This window comes from Mesorhizobium sp. W016 (genome assembly GCF_054719485.1).
This window is the reverse complement of the sequence record NZ_JBTTIF010000002.1, coordinates 1727203-1749926: the sequence shown is the minus strand read 5'-3', so window position 1 is coordinate 1749926 and position 22724 is coordinate 1727203. Positions and strand designations below refer to the sequence as shown.

The window sequence follows — 22724 nt, the reverse complement described above, 5'->3', positions numbered from 1 at the left end:
ATGTTGGCAATCTGTTTGGGGGAAAACGTGAGCGGACATGGGGGACTTGGGGTCGCAAGCTTAGCCAGCTTGGATCGGCGCCGCGCGGCGGACAATAATCTGTTGGTGTCCATGGACATCCAGGTAACCGTGCCTGGCAATACGGCTTTGACGACGATCTTCGTGAGCGCTTCGCCCACGCATTTCAGAAATTTCGGAATGACCATTGGTGATGCACCCGACATCAAGGATGTTTATGTCGGTCTTGGAAAGGCCTGGGATACCCAGGTGATGTTTGCCAAGCTGATGCGGCGGATGAACGAGGTCTATACGTTCAAGGACGGCGTTACATCCCACAGCGATGCGAACGTCAACAAGAATATCCCCGCAGGCTACACCTATCTGGGGCAATTCGCGGCGCATGACATTATCCGCAATTCCGCCTTGCTGACGGACCTAGCTGCGGCGGAGACGAACCGCAAGAACATGCGCGAGAACTCCTTGTTACTCGACGCTCTCTATGGCGATGGTCCGGCCTTCAGCGGTTCCTTATACCAGCTATCGCACCCTGGTGAATTTTTCCGAACCATGTTGCGCACGGGCTCGATTTCCACCCCACCCGCTTCGCCCGAACCGGCCCTTGGGGCTGCCGGAAAGTGTCCTTTTGCCTATCGCGACATTCCGCGATTTCAGCAATCCGACCTGAGCGAAAACACGCCGGTGGACTCCGGGCGACCCGACATTCTCATTCCGGAACAGAGGAATGACGACAACGCCATTGTTGCCCAGGTCACCGCCCTGTTTCATCATCTCCACAACGCGGTTGTGACTGCTTTACGGGCGTTGCCTGACATGCCGACTTACGGCGACCCCGCCCCCAGGGGGCGTCAGCTGTTTACCAATGCCCGCTGGGTAACCTCCTTCCTCTACCGCAGGATCATCAGGGACGATCTGCTGAACAAGCTGGTGATAGGCGCGGTCTGGGATCAATATGTCGCCAACGGCTACAAGCCGCTGGCCGATGCACCCAACTCCGACGGCATTCCTCTGGAGTTCTCGCATGCAGCGTATCGCCTCGGCCATGCCATGGTGCGCACAAACTACACATTCAACGATGACGAACCTGAACATCCTGACCATCAGCCGCAAGGCATCGGAGATATTCTCAAAACCAGCTCCGCCGAACGCCCACACAAATTTCCTTTGGATCTCAGGTGGATCGCTGACTGGTCGAAGTTCTTTAGAATCGCCGGCACCAACCGCCTTCAGTTCAGCCGCCGGATCGGCCCATGCTTCAATGAAAAACTCCTGACCGCCGATCTGTTCCCGAATTCTCCAGTAGGAACTGGGCCTGGCGGGGAAGTTCTTGATGGCGATGACGATGACGAAACCAAGTTCCCCAACAACTTTTGCTCGGGACTCCTGTTCAGCGATCTGATCCGCGGAACAGTCGGTGGCTTGCTCACCTTGGACAGAATCTTGAAAATCCTCCCAACGGACGTTCGAGGCAGCTCTCTTTTGCTTGCCGATGATGCGAGGCGCGCGCAGGTATTGCGAGACTGGCTGACAGCATCGCGCATCAACTTTTCCGAGCCCGAATTGGTCGAGTTGTCAACCAACCCGCCGCTGATCTTTTGGCTGCTCTTCGAGGCGGCCTACGAGGCCGACGGCTGCAGTCTCGGGACACTCGGCTCGATCATCGTCGGCGACGTTTTCCTCGCCAGACTTGCCGCCACTGCAGGCGAAATCGACTTGGATCGCAGGATCGAGGGGAATTTGCTGCAATTGCTCTTCCCGACCGGACTGCCTTCCGACATGGCGGACCTAATTCGTTTCACGGCCAGAACCCTTGGCCTGGAAAATGCAGATCCGTCGTTTGCTTCCAACTAACACCAACATAGGAGGAACATCATGCCAGACCCCGTCGACAACCCCGACGTGTTTCCAGATCCAATCGATATCCTGGATTTTCCAGGCGTCGGCAGAAAGGTGGTGGAGTGGGCGCAGAATCCCAAGTCAAGGCCGCGTGACATGGCGGAATTCAAGAAACAGCTTGGTGGCATGGTCGACGTTCCTGCCCGCTACAAGGAAATACAGATCGTTCAAGGTTACGATCACGTATTCTTTATGCGCCTGCCGCCCAACAATCAGGTCACGCAGTCGAAAAAGAAGTTGGACACAGAGAAGGGTGGCCTAAAAGAATATGGCATACCCGATTTTTATTTCGATTTCATCAAAGGCACTGCCAAATTCGATGATGTCAAGCGCGAGACGCTCTTCTATTCACGCATCGCCGACTACACGATCCGGGGCTGCCGCTAGAAGGCCAGCCGGCAGCAGCGTGTGGTCTTGCCTCGGCGCGGCCAAACCCGCGAGTTCGAGTCCCCGCTCAAGATTTGCCAGGACCTTGGGGCTGGCAATCGGGAAACACTGCAGCAGCCACCGAACGACCTCTTCGTTGCTCGGTGGCTGGGCAGAAAACCAGTTCGCGCGAATGAGAGAAACAAACTTTTGGAATTCCAGGTGCGCGGCGTCGAGATCGCCGACGATGGCGCACGCCGCCGCCTTCCAGGCACCGATGTAGAAGACGATGTCTTCCGCCTGATTTGCCGCATTGATGCATCCGGCGAAATCCTCGAGGATGAACCTGATGCTGGCCTGATAGCTCCAATGCAGTTTGGACAGGCCCAGACCAATATCGAGCGCCAGCTTCGAAAGCCGCTCCGCGTTGTCGAGATCGTCGCAATATGCGAGCCCGAGTGACGCCGACACCAACGTCCAGGGATCGTTTGAATTGAGTTCGCAGGCCAACAGGAAGTTCAGGCCGGCCCTGTCAGGCATGCCGTTCATTGCATAGGACCAGGCGAGGTGAAGCTGGGTCCTGGAATCGATCGGATCGATCTGCACCGCGGTCTTGGCAAGGCTGAGGGCTTCGGCATGCTGGTCCTTGGCGCGCAGGATGCCCGGAAAGATCAGGTGACGGGAGTTCAGGATGCCCGCAATACCGGAGTAGGCGGGAGCGAACCGTGGCGCCTCGCTGATGATCGAACGGAAGAGCGCTTCGGCCTTGGCTTCATCTTGCGGGCGCCACCGGAAAATCAGTTCCTGCGCCCTCAGCCATTTGTCGAACTGGTCGAGTGACAGATCCGGGATGCTCGATACTTGGGTCAGGCGCTCGGACGACATGCTGACGTCCAGCGCGACCGCGATGCGCCGGATCATCCGCTGCTGGGTCTGGTACCAATCGGTGGCCTCGATCGAAAACTGTTCGCTCCAGATGAAGCGCCCCGTAGCGATCTCCTTCAGCGTCAAGACAACGCGCAGCGAGCCATTGCCGTCGAAGGCTGTGGCTTCAATCAAGAAGGCTGGCCGGCCAACATCGACAGGCGATCTTCCTTCCAGGTCGAGCACGCCCCAGTCGCGAAACCGGACCAGCGAGGCAACCAGCTCATGACGGAAGATACGGATCGAAGCCGTGGCGATCGTGGCGATCTCGCTGGCTTCGAACGGACCGACGAAGAGAAACAGACTCTGGTTGATTTGAGGCTGAGGCGACTGCGAGCCGAAGAACGTTACGGCGTTGCGCGCTGTCGGCTCTCCACCACTTGAACCCACTGGTTCAGCGCCGCGCGGCGGTTCCACGCGACCCATCTTGATGTCGAGAACGAGATCTTGCGTCTTCTCGGACGGCTCCGAGTCGAAGTCCTCGCCGAGGACGTCCCAAAGCGACTTGTAGAGGCGGAGCGAACCGGCAAGATCGCCCAACCGCGCCGATGCTTCCATCGCCGCCCTGCAGCCCAGCTCGTGCGTCGGGTCGAGATTGAGTAGCGCCAAACCCGCACGCTTGAGCATGGCGATGTCAGGGGGTGCAGCAACAATATCTTCGAGATACCGCACGAATTCATCGTGCAGACACTGACGCTGCACCATCAGCCAGGTGCGGAAACCCGGATCCAGATCCTCGAAGCCTGAAAGCAAGCTGTCACAGAGCCGCTTTCTTTCCAGCAGCACCGGATCGATGGTGCCGCGAGCCAGCGATTCACGCATCTCGTGCAGATCGACGCGGACGAGCGGCAATCGAAAATACACGTTCAGCCTGTCCGCGGTGAAGGGCATTGTTTCGCAGACGGCCAAGCAATCCTTGAGATCACCGACAGTCTGCCGCAGCGAAGCGCGTGCCCTCTCCTCGCTTGACTCGCTCCACAGCAGTCCTGCCAGGCGCTCGCGGCTCTCCGAACCATGCAACGTATTTGCCAGGTAAGCCAGCAATGCTATTGATTTGCGATTGACGATTGGAACCTCGCGGCCCTCGTAGGCAAGAGCCGCCTTTCCAAAGATCGTCAGCCGGATATTTCCGTCCATTCCGTCTGGTACCTGCGGCTGTTCTGCTGATCGCATCTTGAGTTTTGTCGATCACTCCGCCAGAGAATATCGATCAAACCTAATATTAGAATAAATCAATACCATTAGCATAGGGAGATTTATGCGACGCAGCCTCCGCGAGCCGCGAGCTGACGAACGTTGAAGGGTATGGTTGCAGCCCGGGGACGATGACGCGTGCGACCGGGATGGCGAATTCGGCGCGGGTCAGATCGGCAGCGTAGGCATGGAAACCGGCGGACGCCAGCCTAGAGAGGGCTTCTGAAAGGCTCTCTGGTTCCGTGCTGTTCAGTGATATGGCGCCCATCAAGCCATCGACGAGGTGAGCCAGGCTTGCCAGACGTTCTTTCTTGCGCTGTTCCTGCCTGATGTCTGCCTCGTTCAGGCTGTCGGCACCCAAGTTCGAGCGCTTGGCGGAGACGACGTCATGGCCGAGCTCCATCTGGCACATTTCGACGATAGCTGCCCTGCAGGCCTGTCTGGCATTCAGACGACAGGCGAAGCCGGCGGCAAAGCCGCTGCCGTCCCGATCGAATGATATCGCTGCAATGCAGGGAATTTCGAATTCGCTCGATATGTCGATGAGTGTTGTCACACGACCCTGCGTCTCCTTCCTGATCCTGCCGATAAGGTCGATCGCGCCAGCTTTGGCCAAGGTCTCCAATGCAATCGGTCTGCCGGCTCGGCCACCCCTCCACCACATTGCAACCGCGTCGCGTTCTAGCACCTCGCACAAGGCTGCGGTCACAGCCGCGCTCCAAGTCGGCCCGGCCGCACAGCCGCTGCCGAGGGCAAGACGTCCCAGATCACAATTGTCACCTGCCGGAGGCCGCAAGATAAGACAGGCAGGCAGGCAGCCAGCTTCGCCGTCGTGAAGCCTCGTCGCGGCGAACCATTCGACCGGATCTGGTCCTGTGGCGGGGAGGCCCACCCAATCGGTCAGGCGCTCGGCAAGATTCATATCCTTCCAGATCGCGATGTCTGCGAAAGGTCCCTCTTTGATAGCATCGTCCGCGTGTCGGAACTGCGACAGGTATTCGACACCTTCCCCAATACAGGCCCCGAAAGCCTCCCGAGGCGTTTCTCCAGCTCCGTTCAGACTGACGGACACAGATGTACTATCCGAAGTCGGAACCAACGGCGGACGGGCAGCACCACCGAAGAACGTCAACCCCGGCGCGTGTCTGGAGTGTAGTCGGAAAATTCCGCCTATTTTCGCTGCGGCACGCAAGAGCGATATTCTGTTGTCGCTGTTTGCCACATCGGCGGTCAAAGGCTCGTCCGAATCACTCAGCCCAAGCAGGTCCAAGAACCTCCAAATGTCCTTCACCCGTTCTGACTCAATCTGGTCGTGTATTCCAGATAGGAGATCCGCTGCCAGTTCGAATATGTTGGAAGTGGCCACCGAATTGGGCGTCTTGGTTTCCATTATGAACACGGCTTCCTTGGTAACTAAGATCAGGATACTCGCAGTATCTTTTGTACAACGCCTGCATAAGTTCATTTTCTGGCCCGAATCGGTCTCGCGCCGATCTCGGCCTCAAATGAAAAGAACGTCAAGCTTTTGAAAGTGATGATGATCTCGGCCCGCTGATTGTCAACCTGATGACACCTCCGGTCCCTCCAAACGACCGGCGAGATGACGCGCCTCTCTTCCAGCGCTTTCGCGCGCGTCCATATCCCGGCCGCACCAGCGCCCTCGAGCGTTGCCAACAGGATTCTCATATCCGTCACGAGCAGTCATTCGGGCTGCGATCCGAGCGCGGTCGACGGCGATCGGCGACTGGTTGTCGTTGAGTAGCGATTGCTGCATGGATGGTGGTGTAGGTGCAAAGCCCGGTGAGCAGCACTCCGAACATCGACACCGCCGACAGGCCGATGACCAGCACTTCAAGCGTGGTCAGGCCGTTGTGGACCAGCACCTTGGTCGATCACAAGCTGGAAGAAGAATAGGTGAGATCAGGCCGAGCAGCTGCACGAAGAACGAGGCGAGCAGCACCTCAGCGAAGATCTAGCGGTAGCGGATGATCTCGGGAATGAACCTGGAGAAGTCGAAACGCCGCGAAAAACCTTGCACAAAGGCGCGGCTGCTGACGAGGACGACGAAACCACTCCACAGCGCCTCGAAGTCGGTCCGCGCAAGCTCCTGCGGCGCCCCGGCGTGCGGATCCTGGAGCAGGACTTGCCTGGCGACAGTGCCGCCAGCACAGCGAGGCTGCTGTCGGTCTTTTCGATGATCGCCGGCAGCGGCAGCCGGTCCAGCCTTTGGGCGACGGCCTGGCGATCTTGGCCTTGAGCTTCAACCGCTTTGCCGCCCGCACTATGTCTACACGGTCAGCAACCTTTTCGCCCGCGTTCGCTTGGGAACATATGTTCGTTGTGGCCATGCGCCGTACCCGGCTGGCGGGAGGGCGTCACTTCCTCATTCATCAAATAATCCACAGAAATATTTAGTTGGTACTTCTGTTGGCACGCAGTGACGATTCCAGAGGGCCAAACACTTGGAAACAAAGTCAAATTTGTTTCTTTTGGAATCCGCCTCTGGGCACCAGTTTTCTCTGAACATCAAGGGCTTGACTTCCTGGCGCCGCACCGACGGATTCCTGATTTCGGCCTGCCGGCTGTGCCGGCAAGCCTGCGCAACCGAGTTATGAACTTTCGGGGCGCACGGTCTCCACGCGCAGCGAGCCGGCTGGAAGCGGCTGCAGCAGTTCGGCTTCCGGCTTCGTCAGACTGAGCCAAGCCGCCCAATCGCCGGGCCGAAGCACCACGACCTGCCGACTGTGATAGGGCGCAATATCCGGTCCAGGCTCGGTTGTCAGCATGGTGAAGGTTGGCGGCTTGTTGCCGGCAGCTTCACGCCAAAGCCCTGCGATGGCCATGAACGGCGAGCCGTTGAGCGTGAAGCGATGCTTTGCCTTCGGATACTTCGTGCCCGTGAACTCGAAGAAGGCGGATGCCGGAACGAGGCAGCGTTTGCTGCCGGCGAATTGCCTGCCTTCGGAGCGGAAGTTGAACACTGGTCCGCCTTTCGGTCCGGCCGGTGGAAATCCGAACGTCATCGACGTCAGTTCGACAGCGCCGGTGTCGCCGGCGGCGCGCATGATCGGGGCCGGATCATTAATGTGGATGTCATCAACCTGCGGCAGGTCAAGTTCGGTCTGATGGGTCGGGATCTCGAGTGCCAGCGACTCCAGCATCCGGCAATATTCAGCCCAGAGAATATGCTGCTCATAGTCGTTGCACATGGAAGGCTCCCGACCGGTCTGCCAGTTTACGTTACGCAAACAAAGAGGCGATGGAAAGCCGTGGCCGTTCAACCCTCGCGGTCGCGCTCGACCAGGATATCGGCCTCGATCGCCGCGTTGACGAAGGGGGCGCGGGCATAGCGCGCCTCTTGAAGGCCTTCCAGAACGCCAAGGCAGGCTTTGCGGGCGGCGACGTGATAGCCGCCTGTCTTCACGGGCCATCGGTTCATGAGGATGTCAGCGGCCTGCGCGACACGCTCCACCTTGTAGATCGTGTTTCTGGACCTGCCGAGCGCCACGCGAACCGGCTCATCGAAATGCTGATCTTGCATGCTTCCCCTCCCGAACGCGATCGCGAGTCAATTCGGGGGAGGCAAGTTCGGTTCCACGGGAGCGATTTGCCAACGCAATAAACCCGCCTTCTGAAATCACTTTGCGCGCATCGGCCAAATGGCGGATTTGATTTGCTTGGTAATCCCGTCTGCCTAGGGCAAACTGCCTGCCGGGGCTGCAGGAGGAGAAATGCGAGCACGCGCAGCTACGATCGGCGATCTCGAAAGTGTCTTCCGCGATCTGTCCACGCGGATGTCGGACGAGTATGTGGCCGCCGGCAAGGACAGCAAGGTCGCCTACGACAATCTGATGATGAATTTGAAGGAAGGCCGGGCGCACGCGCTGGTCGACGGCGACAAGACGGTGGCGATCGTCGCCTGGCACGAAAACAGCGACGCCGCCGACACGCTGTTTGCCGCGCAGGAGGGTTTCTTCAGCGCCGCGACGGTCCGCTTCTGCAGGCGCCACATCCGCCACATTCAGGCGCTGGCCGGCAACCTGCCCATCCACTCGCGCAGCTGGCTGCAGCGGGCCGACGTCGGCAAATGGTTCCGTGTCATCGGTTATGTCGAACGCGGCCGGGAGAACGGCGCCACTGTGTTCGAATTGCCGCCGGCACGGGGAGCGTCAGCTGCGCGGGCTGCCTAGGGCTGCGCACCCACGGATGCCATCACGGAAAAGCCCCCGCCAGGATGGCGATGGGCCGATATCGCCTGCAATGGGTTCATATATCGGGCTGATCGAGCGCCTCGAAAATCACCCGTTCCAACGAATCGAACTCCTCTTCGATCTCGCTGACCTCAAGGCCTAAATGCCGAGCATCCAGGGCAGCTCGCGTGGTCAGGGTTCGAGCCGTTGCCTTGTCGGCAGGCAGTTCGCCCGGCAGGTGCTCGTGGATCCAGCCCTGCAGGAAATCAACGCCGCGCTCGCTCATCGATTTATCCCTTCCGTTATCTGGGGATTATTCACCCAGAATGACCCCAGAAGCGACGATCTGAGCCGTCAGGCTGGTGAGCCTGCCTCGCTTCACGAGCGTCGGTTTTTGGTAGATTTTCTTCATGGCGGTGCCTTTCGCGACAAATCGCTCGTCGGCAACAACGTCCGTCGCGGGGCAGCGTTCCCTGGCCGGCTGTCAGGTCGCGCCAGGCACCCTCGGCCGCACCCCGCTTCAGGCGGTTCCCGGACCGCGGGCTGCGGATCGGCCCACCCAGATCCCGAAAAGTGGAATCCGGTTTTTCGGAAAAGATTATGCTCAAACAACAAGATAGGGCACCATCCCGATTTCCATCGGGATGGACCGGCTCTAGCCGCGAAAACGGTTTACAAGGCGCTTCTTGAGCCTGCGCAGCGACAGGCTTCGCCTGAGGGAAAACCAGGCGATGCGCCGACGCACTTTGCGCATGGCATCGGCGTGGATTGCGTCAACGCTGCGGCTTCCGTCCCCAAGCTTAAGTGGCGGGGCGGATGATGCCGACCGGATGATGCCCTGCAGCGCCTTTGCGTGCAGATCGGCGTATCGGCCGTAATTGGCGCCCGCATCCCAGCCGGGAGGCCGCGCCAGGACGGTCGGGTTGTTGTTGATCTCGAAGGTCTGAATGCGGCCGTCGATCATGCCGTAGTCGATGCGGCCATAGTCGATCCCGGCTAGCGCGAACACCCCCTCGATCTCGGCCGCGTGCGGATTGTCAGCGACATAGGCGCGGCTTTCAGCCCTGTCCGCCTCAGTGAAGCGGGTGCTTGGAAACTTGATGTACCAGTTCTCGTTGATGAAGCAGTGCTGCGGATAAATGGTGGAACCGACCTTGTAGGCCGAATATTTGCGGAAGCGCCCATCGGCCGAGGGGGCGGCGCCATATTCGACGATCATCAGGTCCGGGTCATGCCGGATAGGCTCCGGCAGGGCGGCGATTGCCACTTCCAGCGCTTGCGCGCTGTCCAACAGTCCGGTCAGCGGCGGATCGTGCCGGCTTTCCCAGCGCACGAACACCGGAAAGCGCGAAATGGCCTGGCGCTGATCGAGGCGATGGACATCGAAACCGTTGAGGCTGACTCCCTTCAACCGCTTCAGCAGGTCAAAGCGGCCAAGCGCCTTGGCGGGGTTGTTCAGCAGGAGCAGGCCGGGATCCTGGGCAGCGACGCTGTCGAACAGGTCAGTCGCCGCCTGCATCTGAACCGGCGTGAGCCTTTCGAAATCGGTAAAAATGAACGTTCCCGGCGCGACCGAGCCAAGACTGCCGGTCTCTTCATAAGGGATTATCCGCAAGACATCGCCAAGCCCATGCGGGTAATAGCCAAGGAACACACCTATCGTGTAAGCGTGCTGGCGGGTACAAAGGTAATAGACCGGGCTGAAGCCCGCGGCAACGGTCATGGCCATGACCCTGCCCGCCGGTCATAGTTCGACGGGTGGTTGTGATTCAGGGTGAGGTAACCGGGGTTATTCACAAGAAAATGCATGGAGAATTTCCATCGGCCGACCACAGCTGGCGGCAAGTACGCGCCGGTTGCTTCAATGGTTCTACAGACATCTACGCGATCTACGATGAGATGCGCCAGCAGGCGCCTGTTTGGCAGGCGCCGTGGGGCGACGTCTACGTAACGAAATACGATCTTGTTTCGGCCTGTCTTGTCAACCGGCAGCTGTCGCATGTCCCGCCGAGCGGCGAAGCCGATACCGGCCGATCAGCCATCAATGACTGGCTGATGTATCAGGAGGGACGGGCGCACGCCGCCATCCGGCAAGCCCTGCAGCAGCCCTTTGTAGGCAACGGCACGGCAGTGCTGGCGCCCGTGGTCGACGAGGCCATCGACCAGCTCGTTTCAAAGGCGGATCTGTCCGGCACGGTCGACGTCGTCGCCGCCTTCACGCGCGCGGTGCCGGAACGCATCATCGGCCGGCTGCTCGGCGTTCCAGCCGAAGACATGCCGATGCTGCGCGCCTGGTCGGCATCGATCCGCACCATCCTCGATACCGGTTTCGATGACGCCTTCGGCTCGGCGCCGAACGCCGCCGACGAAATGTCGGCCTATTTCGCCGAGCTGTTGCGCAGCCACCTTGCCGGCGCCGTAATGCCGCCGTTGCTGGTCGGATTGCCGGCGCTGGTCGATGCCGTCGGGCTGACGGTTGCCGGCCGCAACATCGCCTTCCTGGCTTTCGCCGGGCACGAGACCACCGTGCATCTGCTTGGCAACATGCTGTTCCATCTCGCCCACGCGCCCGCCCAATGGGCTGCCTTGCGGGCCGATCCGCATCTAGTTGCCACTGCGGTTGCCGAGACCCTGCGGCTTGAAAGCCCGGTTCAGAAAATCTGCCGCTGGCCGCTGCAGCCTATCGAACTGAACAATCAGCCGATCGATAAGGAGCAGATGGTCGTCCTGCTCGTCGGCGCAGCCAATCGCGATCCGGCCCGGTTCAGCCAGGCCGAGCGCTTCGACATCAGCCGTTCGGGCAAGCAGAACCTCGCCTTCGGCCGCGGCGCCCATGTCTGCATCGGCAAGGCGCTTGCCGAAATGGAGGGAAAACGGCTGCTGGAGGCAGTGCTCCGTCGCTGGAGCAGCATCGAACCCGCCTCTGGACAGCCGACATGGATGGACAATTCGTCGATCCGCGGGCTGGAATCACTCGTCTTGCGGCTGGCTGCCTGACCGGCGCGGGGTCAAGCCCCGGTCGCGTCCAGCGCGGCGATGAGCTCACTGTCGGCCTGCCGCAACAGCACCGGCGCCTTCATCCCCGCAATGCTTATACCGCCTTTCAGGCGATGGCGTTTCAGCCGGCCATAGAGATCCTCGACCGGCGTCGCCTGGACAGGGCCAAGCTGGCCGATCCGGCGGGCATATTCGTATTGCGGGTTGGCGGCGAGTTCGGCATCGAGCTTTTCGCTCCATGCCGCAGCGGCCGGTCCGGCTTCGAGGAAGAGACGGTAGTGCGGATGCGGCTCTGTTGCCGCAACGACCAGCGCATAGGCCTGCTGCTGGCCAAGCCCGATCTTACCGATGCAATGAGCGACGAATGCCTCGGTCAGCTTCTCGCCGCAGAGATCGGAGACCATGCCGGCGCGACCGACGAATTGCAGACGCGGCGTGTCGCCGTCGAAGCCGACGACCTTCACCATGTCCTGCGTGTCATAGCGATAAAGGCCGGAGCCGGTGGTGACGATCAGCCGATAGGCCTGGCCGATCTCCAGCCGCCAGGCAAAATGGCTGGTGCCGCCATCGTCGACAAATTCGAAGAAGCCGCTTCGCGCGGCAAGGATCGATCCGGGACCGTCGCCATAGGGAAATGAAACGGCGGCTTCCGTCGACATCAACCCTTTCGACTGGATGAAGGCGGCGGGGAACAGGGCCTGCAGTTCGGCGGCGAAACCTTTGCTCGATGCATCGGTCCAGCAGCTGACGGTGTCAAGCTGCGGCCAGATAACCGAGAGGTCGCCTTGTGGGTCACGGAGCGCTTTCTCCAGCGTTTCGATACGGGTGCGCACCGCGGCGGCGGGGTGCGTTGCCGTCAACATCGAAGTCAACTGGGGTAAGAGGATGCCGGCATCGCGCCGCATCGCGCGCAGGATTTCGGTGAAATAGGTAGGGCTCCACACCCAGACCAGGGCAAGATCCTCGCAGGCCAGAAGATGCAGGCAGGTCTGCCGCTGCCAGCTCTCGAAATCGGCGAGCAGCCGCAGCTCCATGGGCACGGCAGACAGGGCGATCAGGCTGTCGCGCAAGGCGCCGAAATAGGCGAAAGGCACGGGGCTGCCGACCCGGTGCACGCCGATGCGCTGATCCAGCGACCGGCCGACGGGGCTGAGCGCGAAATAACTGCGGCCTCGCGTGACGCCGGGCCGGCGGCGGATCAAGTCGGCAAGCCAGGGATAAAGGCAGTCGGTGAACGATCTCAACCCGGTGTCCGTATAGGGGATGTTCTTGGAGCCGCCCGAACTGCCGCCGGTCTGCTCGATGAACCGGATCGGCCCGGTTGTCAGCACCCCGTCCTCGCCGCCGATCGCCCGGCCGATGTAAGGCTGGAGCGCGGCATAGTCGGCGATCGGCACCAGATCGCGAAACGCTTCCGCCGAACGGATTTCGGCGAACCGGCGGTCCTTGCCGAACGCGGTCGAACCATTGGCACTGATGAAACCAGCCAGGGTGCCGCGCTGGGCCGTTTCGACGCCGCTCAGCCCGGCGCGGAACCCGGCGTCGGTAGCCGCGGTGAGATCGGCAATCCGCGACCAGGCGTCAATGACCATCCGCCAGGCCTTCGGCAAAGCTGGTCGCCCCGTAGCGCTTCAGGTTGGCGATGTCGAATTCGGCCAGGCAGGCAAGCTCGACACCACGAAAATGCCAGGGATTGGCCTTGAGGAAGAAGGCCGCGTAGCGGTTGCGCGCGGCGGTTTCCTCGACGCCTGCCCATTCGTGCCGCAGATGCCCATGCGACTGGCCGAAATCGATCAGCCCGGTCTCGGGATTGAAATACTGTTCATAGCGCACTGCGGCGATCTCGTTGCGTATCCGCGCCAGACCGCTGGTATCTCGTCCGTCGATCGAGGGAAAGAAGTCGCGGAAAAAATTGGGCAGGATGCGGAACGTGCGGTGGCCCATCATGATGGAAAACCAGAACAGCCGGCCCTCGCCGATCCTTGCCTTGACGGCGCCGGCAGCGCGAAACCAGGCGCGCAGCAGCACCGGATCGCCCCAGCGTGATGAATCCAGAACCGTGTCGCCGGAAAAGAGATAGTGAACCGTGTCGTCGGCAATCTCCTGGCTTCCGACGAAAATGGTCGAGAAGCCGATGATCTCGTGCCGGCGTCGGATAAGGACGACGACCTCTTTTTCAGCGAGATCGCGATCGAACCGGTCGCGATCGGCAGCATCGTAGTATTTCTCGTAAAGGCGGAACATCTCGTCACGATCGTCTTTGCTGAGATCGCGCACCGGCATCGTTCCGGATTCGGTCGAACCGGCGTCATGCGCCACGGTTTTCCCCCCGTCAATCGATGCCATGCGTGCGACATACGGGACAAGGCAGCGACACTTCAACCGAAAAATGCCTTCGATCCACGGTAAACGATCCCACCAATTGTCGGCAGGTTGCGAAGCCAATGCGGGGCGTGGCATTTGTCGATGCCGATCATTGGGATGACAAGCAGGACATGGCAAGGCCGCCAGACATCGTCCGACAACAGGCCGCGAGCGCAGGCGTCAGCCTGAACCGGGCGCTTTCCAAACTCGGCCTGTGTTCGCGCAAGCAGGCCGAGCTGCTGATCGCCGAAGGGCGCGTGCAGGTTGGCGGCAAGGTGGTGCGCGATCCGTCGCTGCGTGTCGATCTCGGCCGCGACCGCATCGCTGTCGACGGCGAGCAGATCGTCGGCGAGGCAAAAGTCTACCTGATGATCAATAAGCCGCGCGGACAGGTCACCACGCGCGATGACCCGCAGGATCGTGGCACCGTCTATGACTGCCTGGTGGAATTGGAGTTGCCTTTCGTGTCGCCGGTCGGCCGCCTCGACAAGGCCAGCGAAGGCCTGTTGCTGATGACCAACGACACGCGCTGGGCCAACCGCCTGCTCGATCCGGCCTCGCATGTCGCCAAGACCTATCATGTCCAGATCGGCACCGCGCCCGACGAAGCGATGCTGGCGCGCTTTCGCGACGGAGCGATCGTCGACGGCGAACTGCTGACCGCAAGTTCGATCGAACTGCTGCGCAGCGGCGGCCGCACTGCCTGGCTGGAAATCGTGCTCGACGAGGGCCGCAACCGCCAGATCCGCCGCCTGCTCGGGGCATTCGACATCGAGGTGCTGAGGCTGGTTCGGGTGGCGATCGGCGGTTTGCAGCTCGGCGAGCTCGCCAAGGGCAAGGCGCGGCATCTGACATCGGAGGAATTGGCGGTGCTCGCGCGTTAAGAGGCAGGCTTGCTGAGAAACACTACTTCTGGTTCCACCTGCGTATCACCGGCTCGCTCAGATCGTGCTCATAGCCGAGGATGCTGAGGCTCGCGGTATCAAGCACGAAGTGCGCACCGCCTTCGGGTGGCAGACCGAGCCAGCGCGCGGCCAGCACGCGCAGGAAATGCGAGCTTGAAAACACCAGCACATTGCCCTCGATTGCCCGCAGCCCGGCGATGATCCTGTCGGCCCTGGCACCAACATCCGCTACCGACTCGCCGTCGGGACAGCCGTCACGGAACAATTGCCAGCCGGGGCGCTGCACAAGAATCTCCTTGGTCTTAACGCCCTCATAGGCGCCATAGTCCCATTCCTGCAGGTCGTCCTTCTTGACGGCAGCAGCGCCGAAGCCGGCAAGCGTGCAGGTGCTGAAGGCTCGCTGCGACGGGCTCGACCACACCGCCTGGAAGGACAGATCCTTGAGCCGGTCCGCCACGCCGCGAGCTGCCGCCTCGCCCTTTGCCGTCAACGGTATGTCGGTGCGGCCGGTGTGTTTTCCCGAAGCGCTCCACTCCGTCTCGCCGTGACGGACGAGGTAGATTTCGGGGTACGGATTGCTCATGCGCCGGCCTTTCGGTTTTACGTCCGCACCCTACCCGGGAGGGCCCGGCCAGCGCCAGCCACGTGCAGGCGGAAAAGGAAAGGCCGCAACCGAATCGGCTGCGGCCTTGTGCTCAAACGTCAGTGCCCGGAGCGGTCAGGCGGGCTGCAGATCGCCCGACAGCGCCAGGTCGGCTTCCTCGGACAATGTGCCGGCCATGGCGGCGGCGAACTTGGTCTGGTCGAGTTCGCCTTCCCAGCGCGCCACAACAATCGTCGCCACTGCATTGCCGACGAAGTTGGTCAGCGCCCGGCATTCCGACATGAAGCGGTCGACCCCTAGGATCAGCGCCATGCCGGCAACGGGTACCGTAGGCACGACAGAGAGCGTGGCGGCCAGCGTGATAAAGCCGGCGCCGGTGATGCCGGCGGCACCCTTGGAGCTCAGCATGGCAACCAGCAGCAGCAGAATCTGGTCGCCATAGGTGAGCGGCGTATCGGTCGCCTGGGCGATGAACAGCGCCACCAGCGTCATGTAGATGTTGGTGCCGTCGAGGTTGAAGGAATAGCCGGTCGGGATGACCAGGCCGACCACCGAGCGGTTGCAGCCGGCGCGCTCCATCTTGGCCATCAGGCCGGGAAGAGCGGCTTCCGAGGACGAGGTGCCGAGCACCAGCAGCAGCTCTTCCTTGATGTAGCGGATCAAGGCGAGGATCGAGAAGCCGTTGTACCAAGCGACAGCGCCGAGCACGACCAGCACGAAGAGCAGCGACGTCAGGTAGAAGGTGCCGATCAGAAAGGCGAGGTTGGCAATCGCGCCGATGCCGTATTTGCCGACGGTGAAGGCCATGGCGCCGAAGGCGCCGATGGGGGCGGCCTTCATCAGGATGGCGACCAGGCGGAAAATAGGCGAGGTCAGCGCCTGCAGGAAATCGACGACCGGGCGGCCGCGCTCGCCGACCAGGGCGAGAGAGATGCCGAACAGTACCGAGAAGAACAGCACTTGCAGAATGTCGCCTTGCGCGAAGGCGCCGGTGATGGTGTCGGGGATGATGTTGAGCAGGAAGCCGACGATGGTCGTGTCATGCGCCTTCTCGGTGAAGGTGGCGACCTTCGAGGGGTCGAGCGTCGCCGCATTGATGTGCATGCCGGCGCCCGGTTGGACGACGTTGGAGACGACCATGCCGACGACCAGCGCCAGGGTCGAAAAGACCAGGAAATAGATCATCGCCTTGCCGGCGACGCGGCCAACCTTTTTCAGGTCGGAGACGCCGGCAATGCCGGTGGTCACCGTCAGGAAGATGACCGGCGCGATCACCATCTTGACCAGCTTGATGAAGGCGTCTCCGAGCGGCTTCAGCGAAGCACCGAGTTCGGGATAGAAATGACCGAGCAGCACGCCGGCGGCGATCGCCGTCAGGACCTGCACGTAGAGATGACGGTAAAAGGGTAGCTTGCCGCGCGGTTCGGCGGCAGCGAATGCTGGCTGCATGACGTCCTCCATGGCGCCCCGATCGAAAGCTCGACCTCCCGGGGCAGTTGCTTTCCGCAGCCTTGCGACTGCTGTATCGGTGATTGCAACTGCCGTGCCAGACTGTGCGGCATTACCGCAGCCATTGATTTTGTTGGGTATTCGACCGATCGAGGCTGATGCCGCTCAACCGCAAGTGCGGACATCCGCATGATTGAATTGTGCTTTGTGCGAAATTATGCACAAATAGGGAATGTTGCAACGCCCTGCCGCGGTCCTGTCGCCGACGCCCGAGCAACTCGGCAAAAGCGCGCGTCGCGCCTGGCTGCTGTTTGCGGCGATCGCGCTGATGATCGTTGCCACGGCGCTCACCGGCGCCGGCTTCTACGCGCGCCGCGCCGAGGTCGCGGCACTGGCGGCGCAAGGCCGCACCGATGCCAATCTGAAGGTAGCGTTGCTGCGCGCCGTGCTGGAAAGCCCGCGGGCGCTGCCGCTGCTCTTGTCCGAGGACCAGCAGGTGCATGACGCCCTGCAGAACAAGGGCGCTGTCACGATCGACGTGCTCAACCGCAAGCTCGAAGGGCTGGTCTCCGGCACCAAGGCTTCGGTGCTTTACGTCACCGGCGTCGACGGGTTTGCGATCGCCTCCAGCAACTGGCGCGAAACAACCAGCTTCGTCGGCAACGACTATGGCTTCCGCGCCTATTTCTCCGGCGCCATGCAATCGGGAACGGCCGAATATTTTGCGCTGGGCAACATCAGCAAGCGCCCGGGCCTCTATATTTCGCGTCGCGTCGGCAATGCGGCGGCGCCGCTCGGCGTCGTCGTCGTCAAGATGGAATTCGACCAGCTTGAAGCCGACTGGCATGAGGCCAACCGGCCGGCCTATGTCAGCGACGACCACGGCGTCGTGCTGATCACCAGCGTGCCGTCCTGGCGCTTCATGACCACCGCGCCGCTGGCCGGCCCGGTGGCTGCCGCCATCCGGAGCAGCCAGCAATTCGGCAACGCGCCGCTGATCCCCTTGCCGATCACACGCCCCGAGGCATTGAGCCCTGACGTGTCGATGGTGCATGCGATAACACCGGGCGGCAGCGATGCCGAATATCTCAGGCTTTCGACACTGGTCCAATCGACGCCATGGCGGCTCGATTATCTCGTGCCGGTCGAAGCGCCGATCGCGGCTGCGGTGCGTGAGATGCGGCTGCTGGCGCTGGGCGTCGTGGTGCCGTTGCTGGCGCTGGCCGGCTATCTCCTGTGGCGCCGTCAGTCGGCGCAGATGCGCATCGCCGCCGAACAGGCAGCGCGCATCGAGCTCGAGCGCCGCGTCGTCGAGCGTACGCATGACCTCAGCCTGGCTCGCGACCGGCTGCAGGCCGAGATCACCGATCACCGCAGCACCGAAGCCAAGCTGCAGGTCATGCAGCAGGAATTGGTGCAGGCCAACCGTCTTGCTACCCTCGGCCAGGTTGCCGCCGGCGTCGCGCATGAGATCAACCAGCCGGTGGCGACCATCCGCGCCTATGCCGACAATGCGCGTGTGTTCCTGGAGCGCAAGCAGACCGCCTCGGCCGAGGAGAACCTTGGAGCGATTGCCGCGCTGACCGAGCGCATCGGCGGCATCACCGAAGAGTTGAAGGTCTTTGCCCGCAAGGGGCGCACGGCAGCCGAACCGGTCGAACTGCGCGGCGTCATCGAGGGCGCCGTGGTGCTGCTCAGAAGCCGCTTTGCCGGCCGGCTGGACGCGCTCGATATCACGCTGCCGCCGGTAACGCTCAAGGTGATGGGCAACCGGCTGCGGCTCGAACAGGTGCTGATCAACCTGTTCCAGAATGCGCTGGAAGCGCTGGACGGGCGCGACGGCGCCAGGGTGCAGGTGTCGGCCCAGGAGACGGCCGACGGCGTGGCGCTTGCCGTCGCCGACAATGGGCCGGGCATTTCGCCTGCCATCCTCAAGTCATTGTTCACGCCGTTCAACACCTCGAAGGAAAAAGGCCTCGGGCTCGGCCTCGTCATCTCGCAGGACATCGTCGCCGATTATGGCGGCCGCATCGAGGTGGCGAGCGGCCAGGCCGGCACGCGCTTTACCATTCACCTCGCCAGGGCAGCATGATGGACACCGCACCGGTCGTATTGATCGACGACGACAGCGAATTGCTGAGGGCCACTCGGCAGACGCTGGAACTCGCTGGTTTTTCCGTCTCGGCCTTTGCGGTGGCGGCCGAGGCGCTGGCCGGGCTCGACGCCAATTTTCCCGGCGTGGTGGTGTCCGACATCCGCATGCCCGGCATTGACGGCCTGCAGCTCTTCGACCGCGTCTTGCAGCTTGATGCCGACATTCCGGTCATCCTGGTCACCGGGCATGGCGACATCGCGGTTGCGGTCAAGGCGATCAAGGATGGCGCCTACGACTTCATCACCAAGCCTTTCGCCGCCGACCGGCTGGCGCAAAGTGTGGCACGGGCGGCGGAAAAGCGCCGGCTGGTGATGGAGAACCGCGCCTTGCGCGAAAGCGCCGAACAGGCGCAGGACGGCCTGCCGCTGATCGGGCAGACGCCGGCGATGGAGCGATTGCGCCGGACGCTGCGGCAAATCGCCGATACCGATGTCGACGTTCTGGTGACCGGCGAGACCGGCTCCGGCAAGGAGGTGGTGGCGAGCCTGCTGCATCGCTGGAGCCGCCGCGCCAGGGGCAATTTCGTGGCGCTGAATTGCGGCGCGCTGCCGGACACGGTCATCGAAAGCGAGCTGTTCGGCCATGAGGCCGGCGCCTTCACCGGCGCACAGAAGAAGCGCATCGGCCGGATCGAGCATTCGAGCGGCGGCACGCTGTTCCTCGACGAGATCGAAAGCATGCCGGCCTCGACCCAGGTGCAGATGCTGCGGGTGCTGGAAATGCGCGAGGTGACGCCGCTCGGCACCAATGAAATCCGGCCGGTCGACCTGCGCGTCGTCGCCGCCGCCAAGGTCGATCTCGGCGACGCCAGCCAGCGCGGCGCCTTCCGCGAGGATCTCTACTACCGGCTCAATGTGGTGACGATCTCGATCCCGCCGCTGCGCGAACGCCGCGACGACGTCGCCCTGCTGTTCTTCTACTTCGCCGAGCGTGCAGCCGGCCGCTTCCGCCGGCAAATGCCAGCCGTGCCTGCCTCAGTGCACCGCCATCTGAGCCAGCACGACTGGCCGGGCAATGTGCGTGAACTCGCGCATTTCGCCGAGCGTTTCGTGCTGGGACTCGAGGAAGCGGCGCAAGCGCCACCTTCCGCCCCGGCGGAGCCGGATGACGCCAGCTCACTGCCGGAACGGCTGGAACGCTATGAAGCCAATGTCATCCGCGAGGCGCTTGGCCGCAATGACGGCGATGTCCGGCGCACGATTGAAGCGCTCGGCATTCCGCGCAAGACCTTCTACGACAAGCTGCAGCGGCACCGCATCGTGCGCAGCGATTTTTCCAGGTAATTCATTTTCCAGGTATTCAGGCGTGTGGACCCGAAAGCAGGGTAGATTTTGTGAACCGGCGCAAAAAAACCGTGGCAAGTCGGCATCAGAAAGTGTTGAAGACCGCATCGGCGGCCTTCGGCACGGCGCGATCCGGTTGCGCTCGGCAGATGTTGATGATTTGTTGCCGGTCAGCGGAGAATGAATGATGCGAGAACCTGTCGGTCAAGATGAATATGGATCGACCAACCCGTTCGATCCGGACGATCTGACGAATTTGAACGCGATCGGCCCGGCCATGGGCGGCGGCAACGACTTCGAGAAATACGCCGTTGCCGTGATCATCGTCTTCGGCGCGCTGATCATTGGCGGGCTGATGGCCGCTTCCATGACCTTTGGTCACCGGAACGGCTTCCTGTTTGCGCTTGGCGGCGCAACCGCGGCCTGGATATCGGGCAATGCGCTGCTCCTCGACCGTCCCCGCATCTACGCGGCGTTCGTCGTGATCGCGGCGCTGATGCTCGTCGGGTCGACGCTTACGCTCGTCCTCTGATCAATCTCTTGTTTTGATCAGTAGCCAATCGCCTCGCCGGATGCGGCGCGGCTGTCGATGGCGCCGTTGTAGCGGGCGCCGCCGCCCTTCTCGATTTCCGCCAGGCTCTTGCCGCCGACAAGAATGCCGGCCGCCTGACCCCAGGTAGAATCCGCGAGATCGAGGTGGTAGCCCATGCCGGCCAGCAGTTTTTCAGTGTCGGGCGACAGGCCGAACGGTTCGACATAGATCGTGTCGGGCAGCCATTGATGGTGGATGCGCGATGCGTCGATCGCCTCCTGGATGTTCATGCCGTGGTCGATGACGTTGACGATGGCTTCCAGCGTGATGGTGATGATGCGCGAGCCGCCGGGGCTGCCGATAACCATGAACGGCTTGCCGTCCTTGGCGACGATGGTCGGGCTCATCGATGACAGCGGCGTCTTCTTCGGCTGGATGGCATTGGCCTCTCCCTGCACGAGACCGTAGAGGTTGGGCACGCCAGGCTTCTGGGTGAAATCATCCATCTCGTTGTTGAGCAGGATGCCGGTGCCGTCGGCGACCACGCCGGCGCCGAACGAACCGTTCAGCGTATAGGTGACCGCGACCGCATTGCCGTCATCGTCGATGATTGAATAGTGCGTCGTTTCCTTCGACTCGCCGAAGCCCTTCGGCATCAAATCCTGCGAGACGCCGGCGCGGAACGGGTCGATCTTGTCGCGGATCTCCTTGGCGTAACCCTTGTCGAGCAGTTTCGAGACCGGATTGTCGACGAAATCGGGATCGCCGAGCGCCGAGTTGCGGTCCACATAGGCGTAGCGCATCGCCTCGACCATGACATGCACGGTCTCGGCCGAGCGGGCGCCGAGATAAGACAGCGGGTAGCCCTCCAGCACGTTGAGGATTTCGCAGATGATGACGCCGCCGGAGCTTGGCGGCGGCGAGGACGTGATCTCATAGCCCCGATAGGTGCAGCTCACCGGTTGCAGCTCGCGTACCTTATATTGCTCGAAGTCTGAGTTGGCCAGAATGCCGCCCTTGGCGCCGCTCGCCTTGACGATGGCGTCGGCGATGGCGCCTTTGTAGAAGGCGTCGGCGCCTTTTTCGGAGATGGCGGCGAGCGAGGCTGCAAGATCGGGCTGGAGGAGACGCTCGCCGGCGCCATAGGGTTTGCCGTCCGGCTTCAGGAAGATGGCGGCGGCGGCAGGGTCCTTCGCCAGCCGTGCGGCATTGCTCGCGAATGAAGCAGCGTCGCCCTGGTCGAGGATGAAGCCATCCTTGGCATAGGCAATTGCCGGCGCCATCAAATCCTGGCGTGGCAGCGTGCCATATTTTTCACGAGCCATCTCGAACCCTGCCACGGAACCCGGTACGCCGACCGCAAGGTAGCCATCAAGGCTGGCGCCCTTCACCGGATTGCCGTCCTTGTCGAGATACATGGTCTTGGTTGCCGCCAGCGGCGCGCGCTCGCGGAAATCGAGGAAGGTCGATTTGCCGTCCTTGAAGCGGATGGTCATGAACCCGCCACCGCCGATATTGCCGGCATTAGGGTAGACGACGGCGAGCGCATAGCCGACGGCGACCGCCGCATCGACGGCATTGCCGCCCTTCTTCAGCACCTCGACGCCGGCTTCCGACGCCAGATGCTGGGCGGTGACGACCATGCCGTGCTCGCCCTTCGCCGGTTGTGGCGAGGCGGCATGGAGCGCGCCGGATGGCGCGAGCGCAATTGCGAGCGAAAGGGTGACGCCAATCAGCGTCCGGCGGGTCAAGGGCATGGCGGTGCTCCAAGTGCGGTGCCTAGAAGAGCTACATGGAGCGGCCGAGTCCATCATCAATATGAGCGAACACATATTGATGTTCGCCTG

The 22724-nt window shown here is 61.9% G+C and carries 21 protein-coding genes; 8 read left to right on the top strand and 13 right to left on the bottom strand.

Going from position 1 to position 22724, the window contains the following annotated elements; translation table 11 throughout:
• Positions 1-111: 111 nt before the first annotated feature.
• Entirely contained in the window at positions 112-1869 is a 1758-nt protein-coding gene (locus ACYG9V_RS08860; protein ID WP_352763753.1) for a peroxidase family protein, read from the top strand.
• A 21-nt stretch (positions 1870-1890) separates the two neighbouring features.
• Positions 1891-2301, top strand: a complete 411-nt coding sequence (locus tag ACYG9V_RS08855; protein ID WP_352763755.1) for a hypothetical protein — start codon at positions 1891-1893, stop codon at positions 2299-2301.
• On the opposite strand, the gene ACYG9V_RS08850 is transcribed toward ACYG9V_RS08855, so the two are convergent.
• The 6 genes from ACYG9V_RS08850 to ACYG9V_RS08825 all read right to left on the bottom strand — a co-directional run bounded on the left by ACYG9V_RS08850 (position 2263) and on the right by ACYG9V_RS08825 (position 7939).
• The gene (locus ACYG9V_RS08850) at positions 2263-4341 is read right to left on the bottom strand and encodes a BTAD domain-containing putative transcriptional regulator (protein WP_352888855.1); all 2079 of its coding nucleotides are present in this window, start codon (positions 4339-4341) and stop codon (positions 2263-2265) included. The genes ACYG9V_RS08855 and ACYG9V_RS08850 overlap by 39 nt on opposite strands.
• Positions 4342-4426: 85 nt before the next feature.
• Positions 4427-5788 (bottom strand): YcaO-like family protein, encoded by a 1362-nt coding sequence (locus ACYG9V_RS08845; RefSeq protein ID WP_352763759.1) that lies wholly within the window; start codon positions 5786-5788, stop codon positions 4427-4429.
• Positions 5789-5859: 71 nt separating this feature from the next.
• Positions 5860-6072, bottom strand: a complete 213-nt coding sequence (locus ACYG9V_RS08840) for a hypothetical protein (protein ID WP_352763762.1) — start codon at positions 6070-6072, stop codon at positions 5860-5862.
• Between the two features lie 17 nt (positions 6073-6089).
• Complete coding sequence (locus tag ACYG9V_RS08835) at positions 6090-6281, bottom strand: hypothetical protein (RefSeq protein ID WP_352763764.1); 192 nt, start codon at positions 6279-6281, stop codon at positions 6090-6092.
• Positions 6282-7007: 726 nt separating this feature from the next.
• Positions 7008-7607: an SOS response-associated peptidase gene (locus ACYG9V_RS08830; protein ID WP_023730999.1), complete on the bottom strand. Its 600-nt coding sequence runs from the start codon at positions 7605-7607 to the stop codon at positions 7008-7010.
• Between the two features lie 68 nt (positions 7608-7675).
• Positions 7676-7939 (bottom strand): DUF982 domain-containing protein, encoded by a 264-nt coding sequence (locus ACYG9V_RS08825; protein ID WP_352763766.1) that lies wholly within the window; start codon positions 7937-7939, stop codon positions 7676-7678.
• A gap of 190 nt (positions 7940-8129) precedes the next feature.
• Between ACYG9V_RS08825 and ACYG9V_RS08820 the strand changes: the two genes are divergently transcribed.
• Positions 8130-8588 (top strand): hypothetical protein, encoded by a 459-nt coding sequence (locus ACYG9V_RS08820; protein ID WP_023696662.1) that lies wholly within the window; start codon positions 8130-8132, stop codon positions 8586-8588.
• Positions 8589-8664: 76 nt separating this feature from the next.
• Here ACYG9V_RS08820 and ACYG9V_RS08815 read toward each other — a convergent pair whose 3' ends face one another.
• Both ACYG9V_RS08815 and ACYG9V_RS08810 read right to left on the bottom strand, forming a co-directional pair.
• Complete coding sequence (locus ACYG9V_RS08815; RefSeq protein ID WP_023818760.1) at positions 8665-8874, bottom strand: DUF768 domain-containing protein; 210 nt, start codon at positions 8872-8874, stop codon at positions 8665-8667.
• Between the two features lie 369 nt (positions 8875-9243).
• Positions 9244-10311 (bottom strand): hypothetical protein, encoded by a 1068-nt coding sequence (locus ACYG9V_RS08810; RefSeq protein ID WP_352763769.1) that lies wholly within the window; start codon positions 10309-10311, stop codon positions 9244-9246.
• Between the two features lie 80 nt (positions 10312-10391).
• Here ACYG9V_RS08810 and ACYG9V_RS08805 point away from each other — a divergent pair, with 80 nt between their 5' ends.
• A complete protein-coding gene (locus ACYG9V_RS08805; protein WP_352763771.1) occupies positions 10392-11585 on the top strand; it encodes a cytochrome P450 in 1194 nt (397 codons plus the stop codon).
• Between the two features lie 11 nt (positions 11586-11596).
• Here ACYG9V_RS08805 and ACYG9V_RS08800 read toward each other — a convergent pair whose 3' ends face one another.
• Together ACYG9V_RS08800 and ACYG9V_RS08795 are read right to left on the bottom strand one after the other, a co-directional pair.
• Positions 11597-13177: a GH3 family acyl-acid amido synthetase gene (locus tag ACYG9V_RS08800; RefSeq protein ID WP_352763774.1), complete on the bottom strand. Its 1581-nt coding sequence runs from the start codon at positions 13175-13177 to the stop codon at positions 11597-11599.
• The gene (locus tag ACYG9V_RS08795) at positions 13167-13931 is read right to left on the bottom strand and encodes a hypothetical protein (RefSeq protein WP_352763777.1); all 765 of its coding nucleotides are present in this window, start codon (positions 13929-13931) and stop codon (positions 13167-13169) included. The genes ACYG9V_RS08800 and ACYG9V_RS08795 overlap by 11 nt, the downstream gene beginning before the upstream one ends.
• 149 nt (positions 13932-14080) lie before the next feature.
• On the opposite strand from ACYG9V_RS08795, the gene ACYG9V_RS08790 reads away from it, so the two are divergent.
• Complete coding sequence (locus ACYG9V_RS08790; protein WP_023687389.1) at positions 14081-14833, top strand: pseudouridine synthase; 753 nt, start codon at positions 14081-14083, stop codon at positions 14831-14833.
• Positions 14834-14855: 22 nt separating this feature from the next.
• Here ACYG9V_RS08790 and ACYG9V_RS08785 read toward each other — a convergent pair whose 3' ends face one another.
• Positions 14856-15437, bottom strand: a complete 582-nt coding sequence (locus tag ACYG9V_RS08785) for a histidine phosphatase family protein (protein ID WP_023711385.1) — start codon at positions 15435-15437, stop codon at positions 14856-14858.
• A gap of 135 nt (positions 15438-15572) precedes the next feature.
• Positions 15573-16907, bottom strand: a complete 1335-nt coding sequence (locus tag ACYG9V_RS08780; protein ID WP_460221937.1) for a dicarboxylate/amino acid:cation symporter — start codon at positions 16905-16907, stop codon at positions 15573-15575.
• Between the two features lie 232 nt (positions 16908-17139).
• On the opposite strand from ACYG9V_RS08780, the gene ACYG9V_RS08775 reads away from it, so the two are divergent.
• The 3 genes from ACYG9V_RS08775 (at position 17140) to ACYG9V_RS08765 (ending at position 20877) form a co-directional block, all read left to right on the top strand.
• Positions 17140-18999, top strand: a complete 1860-nt coding sequence (locus ACYG9V_RS08775; protein WP_352763782.1) for a sensor histidine kinase — start codon at positions 17140-17142, stop codon at positions 18997-18999.
• Positions 18996-20345 carry a sigma-54-dependent transcriptional regulator gene (locus ACYG9V_RS08770; RefSeq protein ID WP_352763784.1) on the top strand — a complete coding sequence of 450 codons (1350 nt, stop codon included), beginning with the start codon at positions 18996-18998 and terminating at the stop codon, positions 20343-20345. The genes ACYG9V_RS08775 and ACYG9V_RS08770 overlap by 4 nt, the downstream gene beginning before the upstream one ends.
• 184 nt (positions 20346-20529) lie before the next feature.
• On the top strand, positions 20530-20877 hold the full coding sequence (locus tag ACYG9V_RS08765) for a hypothetical protein (RefSeq protein WP_032885862.1): 348 nt from the start codon (positions 20530-20532) through the stop codon (positions 20875-20877).
• Between the two features lie 17 nt (positions 20878-20894).
• Here ACYG9V_RS08765 and ggt read toward each other — a convergent pair whose 3' ends face one another.
• A complete protein-coding gene (ggt, locus tag ACYG9V_RS08760; RefSeq protein WP_023669665.1) occupies positions 20895-22634 on the bottom strand; it encodes a gamma-glutamyltransferase in 1740 nt (579 codons plus the stop codon).
• Between the last annotated feature and the right edge of the window lie 90 nt (positions 22635-22724).